This window comes from Methanobacterium sp. BAmetb5, assembly GCF_003491305.1.
GTDB lineage: Archaea > Methanobacteriota > Methanobacteria > Methanobacteriales > Methanobacteriaceae > Methanobacterium.
In genome coordinates, this window is sequence record NZ_CP022706.1 from 1880001 (window position 1) to 1887500 (window position 7500).

General features: G+C 42.7%; 12 protein-coding genes (2 of these 12 running past the window's edge). 10 read left to right on the forward strand and 2 right to left on the reverse strand.

Translation table 11 applies throughout. From position 1 onward, the window contains the following. The 5 genes from CIT02_RS09280 to CIT02_RS09300 form a co-directional block, all read left to right on the forward strand. Positions 1-26: the end of a DUF504 domain-containing protein gene (locus CIT02_RS09280; RefSeq protein ID WP_292611811.1), read on the forward strand. 229 nt of this gene lie to the left of the window's left edge; the window shows 26 of its 255 coding nt (coding positions 230-255); the start codon falls outside the window, past its left edge; its stop codon occupies positions 24-26. Next, on the forward strand, positions 19-822 hold the full coding sequence (locus CIT02_RS09285) for a CBS domain-containing protein (RefSeq protein WP_292611813.1): 804 nt from the start codon (positions 19-21) through the stop codon (positions 820-822). The genes CIT02_RS09280 and CIT02_RS09285 overlap by 8 nt, the downstream gene beginning before the upstream one ends. Beyond that, positions 819-1109, forward strand: a complete 291-nt coding sequence (gene hisE, locus CIT02_RS09290) for a phosphoribosyl-ATP diphosphatase (protein WP_292611815.1) — start codon at positions 819-821, stop codon at positions 1107-1109. Before CIT02_RS09285 ends, hisE begins: the two co-directional genes overlap by 4 nt. 163 nt (positions 1110-1272) lie before the next feature. Continuing rightward, a complete protein-coding gene (locus CIT02_RS09295; protein ID WP_292611817.1) occupies positions 1273-1836 on the forward strand; it encodes a flavin reductase family protein in 564 nt (187 codons plus the stop codon). A gap of 118 nt (positions 1837-1954) precedes the next feature. Then, positions 1955-3109: an aldo/keto reductase gene (locus tag CIT02_RS09300; protein ID WP_292611819.1), complete on the forward strand. Its 1155-nt coding sequence runs from the start codon at positions 1955-1957 to the stop codon at positions 3107-3109. Between the two features lie 69 nt (positions 3110-3178). Here the strand turns inward: CIT02_RS09300 and CIT02_RS09305 are convergent, their stop codons facing one another. Beyond that, complete coding sequence (locus tag CIT02_RS09305; protein ID WP_292611821.1) at positions 3179-3631, reverse strand: MarR family winged helix-turn-helix transcriptional regulator; 453 nt, start codon at positions 3629-3631, stop codon at positions 3179-3181. 131 nt (positions 3632-3762) lie between these two features. Here CIT02_RS09305 and CIT02_RS09310 point away from each other — a divergent pair, with 131 nt between their 5' ends. The 5 genes from CIT02_RS09310 (at position 3763) to CIT02_RS09330 (ending at position 6893) form a co-directional block, all read left to right on the forward strand. After that, on the forward strand, positions 3763-4593 hold the full coding sequence (locus CIT02_RS09310) for a nitroreductase family protein (RefSeq protein WP_292611823.1): 831 nt from the start codon (positions 3763-3765) through the stop codon (positions 4591-4593). Between the two features lie 69 nt (positions 4594-4662). Beyond that, the gene (dmpI, locus tag CIT02_RS09315; RefSeq protein ID WP_292611825.1) at positions 4663-4863 is read left to right on the forward strand and encodes a 4-oxalocrotonate tautomerase DmpI; all 201 of its coding nucleotides are present in this window, start codon (positions 4663-4665) and stop codon (positions 4861-4863) included. Positions 4864-5013: 150 nt separating this feature from the next. Further along, complete coding sequence (locus CIT02_RS09320; protein ID WP_292611827.1) at positions 5014-5661, forward strand: NAD(P)H-dependent oxidoreductase; 648 nt, start codon at positions 5014-5016, stop codon at positions 5659-5661. A gap of 46 nt (positions 5662-5707) precedes the next feature. Then, positions 5708-6217 carry a nitroreductase family protein gene (locus CIT02_RS09325; protein WP_292611829.1) on the forward strand — a complete coding sequence of 170 codons (510 nt, stop codon included), beginning with the start codon at positions 5708-5710 and terminating at the stop codon, positions 6215-6217. 103 nt (positions 6218-6320) lie between these two features. Continuing rightward, positions 6321-6893 carry a flavin reductase family protein gene (locus CIT02_RS09330; RefSeq protein ID WP_292611831.1) on the forward strand — a complete coding sequence of 191 codons (573 nt, stop codon included), beginning with the start codon at positions 6321-6323 and terminating at the stop codon, positions 6891-6893. 112 nt (positions 6894-7005) lie between these two features. Here the strand turns inward: CIT02_RS09330 and comE are convergent, their stop codons facing one another. After that, a protein-coding gene (gene comE, locus CIT02_RS09335) for a sulfopyruvate decarboxylase subunit beta (protein WP_048084563.1) crosses the window boundary here: on the reverse strand, positions 7006-7500 show its 3' portion. 57 nt of this gene lie beyond the right edge of the window; 495 of the gene's 552 nt are visible here — the last part of the coding sequence; its start codon lies off the right edge, out of view — the gene reads right to left on this strand; the stop codon is at positions 7006-7008.

Genomic DNA, 7500 nt, shown 5'->3' on the forward strand with positions numbered 1-7500 from the left:
CTAAGAAGGGAGGTTCGGATGACTAAATCCACTCTGGTTAAGGATTACATGACCCGGGCGGTTATCACCGTCACCCCAGACACACCCAATGAGGAAGTAATCCAGCTAATGAAGAAAACGGGCCACGATGGATTCCCAGTCAAAACCAATGATGGGGTTATTGGCATGATAACTGCCTTTGACCTCCTCCTGAAAAAGTGGGCGGAACATGTGGAGGACATCATGTCCACCGATGTGGTGGTGGCGGATGAATCCATGTCCCTCAACGATGCTGCCCGGGTAATGTTTAGAATGGGAATATCCCGGATGCCGGTGATTAACGAAGACGGTGCCCTGGTGGGTATCATAACCAACACCGATATTGTGCGCTCCCACATCGAACGTTCCACTCCCATGAAGGTGAGGTACTTTAAGAAAACATTGGAAGACCTCTATGATATTAAAACCAAACTGGTCCACCAAATGGTGCCCATCGAACGTTTAAGGCCCACCCAGAACCGGGTCTACGCTGATGAACTACAGGGGCGTACCTACGAACTCACCCGGGGACTGGCCGAGCCCACCATAGTGGTGAAAACTGGCAACCGTTACATCCTGGTGGATGGCCATCACCGTACTGTGGCCTCCCGCAAACTGGGCTACGATGAAATTGACTCCTACGTCATAACCCTGGACCAGGATATAAAATTGGGGATGGAAAAAACAGCAGACAAGGAGGGTATCTTTACCTTTGAGGATATAGAGGTCATTGACGATGCCCAGCACCCATTAATAGCCATAACCGGCCCGTTACGAAAGGATGATAAGGTGATTAAGAAATGAAGGATGAGATCATCAGGGAAGTTTACCAGGTCCTGGAAGGCAGAAGGGACCACCCCATTGACTCCTACACATCTCGTATAATGCAGGATGATGATAAAAAAAAGGCAGAAGACAAGATCCTGGAAAAAATCGGTGAAGAGGCAGCCGAGGTAATCATCGCCTCTAAAAACGATGAAAACCTGGTTTATGAATCTGCCGACCTTATATTCCACACCCTCCTGCTCCTGGCCTATAAAGGTGTGGACCTGGATGAATTATACCAGGAATTCGAGAGGAGAAGGGGTTAATTCTTTTTCAAGGTCATATTTTTTTTAATTTTCATACCGAATTTTTTTCAACACTTCTGATTTTTATTATAGATCAATTGGTTTCAGATATTTTTGTCAGGAAAAGTATTTTATAACGTTTGTATATACAATTGTTTATCATGGATTTAGGGGTGTACTAAAAATGGAAAAAGAAAAACTGGGTGGAAATTCGTTCATTTATCCCATGCCAGTGACCCTTCTGGGCACTAAACATGGGGATGTGGCAAATTTTATGGCATTAGGGTGGTTAAGCAGGGCTAACGGAAATCCCCCACTATTGGTTGCAGGTATAAACAAAGCTCATTTCACCACCCAACTAATAAGGGAAAACAGGGCATTCAGCATTAACTATCCCACCGAGGGCATGATTCGGGAAGTTGATTACTGTGGCCTGGTATCTGGACGCAAAGAAGATAAATCACAGCTTTTCACCGTTGAATACGGTGAACTGGAACAGGCACCACTCATCCAGGAATGTCCCCTTTCCCTGGAATGTAAACTCTACGATATCTATGAAATGCCCACCCACGATCTATTTGTAGGGGAAATAATTGCTTCCTACGCAGATAGAAAGATTTTAACTGATGGAAAACCGGATATGGCCAAACTCAATCCACTACTTTTAACCATGCCCGACAATTATTACTGGACAGTGAAGGAAAAGGTGGGTAAAGCCTGGGACATAGGACGAGAGTTGCAGGAATGAATTAATTAAATTTTTAAATGGGTTAGAGGGTAAATTCAATCATTAAAGGTAAATTCAATCATAGATATATGTGTTCAAGTCAAATTTTTTATTCAGTTAGTTAGTTGAGGATATAATTATGCTGTACCGTGAAATGGGTCAAACCGGTGAAAAAGTTTCCATACTGGGCTTTGGATGTATGAGGCTGCCAATTAAGGGTAGTTACGACCAGATTGATGCACGTAAATCATCAGAGTTACTGGATCATGCCCTGAACCAGGGAATAAACTACCTGGACACGGCCTATCCCTACCATGGCCGGGGCACTTCCCAGGGTGGAGCCAGTGAACTCTTCCTGGGAGATTACTTTGCGGGAAACGACCGCAGAGATGAAGTATATCTGGCTACCAAATCCCCCACCTGGCTCCTGGAAGAAGAAGGAGACCTAGATCGTTTCCTGGATGTACAACTAAAGAGGCTCCAGACAGATTGCATTGATTTTTACCTCCTGCACTCCCTTAAGGAGAGACAATGGTTTGATCTGGAGGATATGGGTGTTCTGGAATTTCTAGACCAGGCAGTTTCTGATGGACGTATTAAATACACTGGATTCTCCACCCACGATACTACCAGCTTCTTTAAGGAAGTGGTGGACTCCTACCAGTGGGACATGTGCCAGATACAGTACAACTATCTGGATGAGAATATACAGGCAGGTAAAGAAGGCCTGCAATACGCAGCCAGCAAAGGAATAGGCACGGTAATAATGGAACCATTGAAGGGGGGTGTTCTGGCCAATCATGTTCCTGCGGAGGTTCAAAAAATATGGGACGAATCTCAGTTTGAAAGAAAACCTGCAGAATGGGCCCTCAGATACCTCTGGGATATCCCCGAAATCAGTGTGGTCTTAAGTGGTATGAACACCATTGCACAACTTCAGGAAAATTTAAACACTGCAGAAGATGGTTTACCTAATTCCATGGCTCCTGAAGAGAAACAAATCATGGAAGAAGTCAAAAAGGTTTACATGGGGAAAATTGCCGTGGAATGCAGTGCCTGTGGTTACTGTATGCCCTGTCCCAGTGGGATAAATATCCCCCAGTGTTTCAGTTATTTGAACCAAGCAGAAATGTTGGAGGACTATTCTGAAGTAAAAAGTCAGTATTACTTCATGTTAAAAGAAACGGAAATGGCAGGAAATTGTTTAGAGTGCGGACTTTGTGAGGAAATATGTTCCCAACATATACCAGTCAGGGAAAAACTAAAAGAAGTCGCTGGTAAAATGGGAAATTAGTTATTAGACTTTTTTGGATTTTATTTTATTAAGGATTTATTTTATATTTTCAAAATTTTTGGCTATCTTTTACTCATGAATGTTATCTTCCAGTTTAGTTGCCGCTTTATCAATGATTTCAGTTAATTCAACACCTTTTTCTTGGCCTAAAACTTTAGTATAACGTTTGTACAGGTTGGCCCAGCATTGGCTAATTTCAACCTGCAGATCAATTCCTTTTGGGGTGGGATAGAGGTATGATGATTTACCTTTAGTCTTCCGCTCTACCAGTCCCCGGGTCTCTAATTTGTCAATAAAACGGGTAGTGGTAGAAGGTTTAATGTTCATAATTTCTGAAAGTTCTTTCTGGGAAAGACCCGGTTGAAAATCAATATTCATAAGGGTTAGGGCGTGTGATGGTGAAAGACCGGTTTTAAGGAATTCCTCCTCAGCCATTTTGTTAAGAATTCTATTAAGTTTATTACTTGTGAAGTAGAGGCAACTACACATGGTGGGGCATTGACTCTTGTTTTCATCATTCATCTATCAATTACACCTCAAGCTTAGGTATGGTTTTTGCTTCTACTTAAGATTATTTTTGGTAAACTTTATATATTAATTGTTTGTACATACAAATAACTGTCCAAAATGAAAAATGCAGGGGGAACGTAAAAATGGTAAAACTTGCTGTGGATTCTGAAAAATGTGTAAAATGTGGTACCTGTTCTGATATATGTGTGGCAGGAATCATAGAACCGGGAGATGTGCCTCATGTTTCAAAAGAGAATGCCTTGGTTTGCATGAGATGTGGGCAATGTGAAGCGGTCTGTCCTCAGGGAGCATTGGAACTGGTAGATCCGTCTTTAGAAGGAACAATGGATAATAAAATAGGGGATATAGGTTCTTCTAAGCAGATAGGTAATTATTTGCGCGGGCGACGATCAGTTCGGCATTATAAGAATGAAACGGTTGACCGGGAGGTATGGGAAAAAGTTATGGGCATAGTCCGCTACGCACCATCTGCCGGTAATGGTCAACCAGTAAAATGGATGATAGTCCACGATCCAGTTAAGGTAAAAAAATTGGCTGGTATGACCATTGACTGGATTAAGAATGTAATAAGTGAGGCTCCCCCAGAGCAGGATGTTACTGGATTTAATCTTCTGGTTGAATCCTGGGAAAATGGAACAGATTTAGTCTTAAGGGGCGCACCACACGTGGCTATTGCCTACGCGGAACAGGATGAGACCAATCCAATGTCCCAGTTTGTAAGTGTAGACGGGGTAATTGCGTTAACTCATCTTGATCTGGCACTACCCTCCTTTGGATTAGGTTCATGCTGGGCAGGGGGTCTGTTTATGGCTTTAAATCAATGGCCACCCCTGGCTGAAGAACTGAAATTACCAGAAGGACATACATTTATCGGTGCTATGATGGTAGGATATCCTCAATATCACTATCATAACATCCCTAAACGAAATAAGGCAGTAATTGATTGGAAATGAAGTTTGGTGTATTTTTTTAATAGTCTAATCACAATTAGGAAAAACACGTTTTAATGGGGGGGGGTAAAAATGCCGGTAATAACCATGGAAGTGGGAAAACTTTCCAAAGAGCAGAAGAAAGATTTAATAAAAGGTTTTACAGAAGTTGCTTCTGGAATAACAGGCATAGATAAAAAATTCATAATAGCAGTCATTCGTGAATGGCCTGATGAGAATTTAGGGATTAACGGACAAACTGTGGCCAAGATCAAATCTAAACCCGCGAAATAAAATCCAAATCAAGTCTTTAGGTATATAATCGACTTGATTACATAATTAATACTGAAAACACGGGAGTAGAAATAGAATAAAGAACTGAAATATAAAAACTAAAAGGGGAAAAATCCAATAAAATTGATTTTTTCTAAAGAGGGGGGATGAATGATGAATGTATTGATAGTATTCGCGCATCCTGAGAGTGAATCACTGAACGGATCACTGAAGGAACTGGCAGTGGATGTGTTAAATGATGAAGGGCACCTGGTGCAGGTGTCTGACCTTTACGCCATGAACTGGAAGGCTGTCCTGGATAAAGACGATTTTCCAGAGAGGATGAATAAGGAACTATTCAATCCCATAGCTGAGCAGCTAAATGCAGTGAAAAAGGATAGCATACCTCTGGATATTAAAAGAGAAATGGACAAGGTCCTCTGGGCCGATGTGATCATCTTCCAGTTCCCAATATGGTGGAGTAACTTCCCCGCAATCCTAAAAGGATGGATAGATCGTGTTTTCTACAATGGATTTGCATTCAACGTGGTGGAAATGAAATTATACAATGATGGGCTCTTAAAAGGCAAAAAAGGAATGTTATCATTTACCACCGGGGCCAGCAGGGAACTCTACACTGATAAAGGACCACACGGTGACATCGAAGTTCTGGTGAAGTACTTCAACCATCTACTGTTTGAATTTGTGGGTATGGATGCCCTACCCTACTTCGCCATCTTTGGGCCAGGGGAAATGTCCGAGGAAGAAAGGGAGAATGAGCTGGACAGATTTGAAGAGATCATTCGAAATCTTCCATAAAAAACGAGGGTAAAATTATTAAAATTAATGATAGGGGATGATGAATATGGAATTTCATGATATAATTAAAAAAAGATACAGTGTACGGGGTTATCAGTCAAAGGAAGTAGAAAAGGAAAAACTGGAAAAAGTACTGGACGCGGCACGTCTGGCACCCACCGCTGTGAATAAACAGCCATTTCAGTTAATTGTAATTGAAACCAGGGGTAGAGAAGAGGAACTTAAGACCATCTACCCCGCAGAATGGTTTACCGAAGCTCCCCTAGTTATCTGTGCCTGTGCAGTTAAATCAGAATCCTGGACCCGGCGGGACGGTCGTAACTACGTGGAAGTGGATACTGCCATAGCCATGGACCACCTGATCCTCCAGGCCACTGAACTGGGACTGGGAACATGCTGGATAGCAGCTTTCAATGTGGAAGCTGCCAGGGAAGTGCTTAAAGTACCAGATGATGTGGAACCACTATTATTCACTCCCCTGGGTTATCCTGATGCAGAACCAAGGGGCATGGGCAGAAAAAAACTGGATGACCTGGTGCGTTACCAGCACTGGTAAACTTTTTTTTTTTTTTAAATAGGTGGTTAAAAATTTAAAAAGTGTTTATGGGCATTTTTTTTGAGGAGTTATAGATTAAAAAAAACAAAACAGGAGGCATTTAATGAAAAAATCTCTGGGAGCCAAAACCATAACCTATCCCACTCCAGTATTTGTGGTGGGAACTTACGACGTGGAAGGAAAACCCAATGTAATGACTGCGGCATGGGGAGGTATAAGCTGTTCTGACCCGCCCTGTATAAGCATCTCTTTAAGGGAAGCAACCTACACCTATCACAGCATTCTGGAAAGTAAAGCCTTCACCATCAGCATACCCTCCGAAGATCATGTGAAAGAAGCGGACTACTTCGGAATAGCCTCTGGAAGGGATGTGGATAAATTCCAGGCCACGGGACTCACCCCGGTTAAAAGTGAAGTAGTGAATGCCCCCTACGTAGGGGAGTTCCCCTTTGTGGTGGAGTGTGAACTGCTCCAGCACGTTAAAATAGGATTGCACACCCAGTTCATAGGGGAGATAAAGGATGTGAAAGTGAATGAATCCTTAACTGAGGGTGATAATTCCTTAATAGAAAGAATAAAGCCACTTATCTACACACCAGATTATCCGGCCTACTATGGTGTGGGAGAAATGGTGGAACGGGCCTTTTCTGCAGGAAGACAGATCAAACCCGGTTAAAAGGTACTCAGAATAAGTAATGGTTATAGAATAAGCACTGATGGTTATCCGGATAAGTGGGGGGTTCAGAATTAGTAAGGGTTAATGACGGGTTTATCTAACTTTTTTTTATTTAACCCGGCACTTCCCTCATGAACCGTTCCTTGATCTCCTCTGGTTCAAGGGGGATCACTGGTACACTGGCGTTACCTGCTTTAACCTTCATGTGCACAAAAACCGGACCTTCCATCTCCAGTACCGGTGAAAAATCAATTTCCTGAAGAGATTCTTCGTAGAGTACTGTATTTTTAAAGCCAACTCCCTCCGCCACCTTTTTAAGGTCAGTGGTGGAAGAATAGGTGCACTGATTACCGGTACTGCCGTAGCATTCATTGTCCAGTACCACCAGCACCAGATTTTGGGGTGATTGATTGTAGATGGTTACCAGACTCCCCAGGTTCATCAGAAGGGATCCATCTCCATCAAAAACAACAACCCTCCGTTTCTGGGCCATGGCCAATCCCAGGCCAATGGATGATGCCATACCCATTGATCCCAGCATGTAAAAATTGAGGGGTGAATCTTTAACCTGATAAAGTTCCCGGGAAGGGAATCCAATATTGCAGAT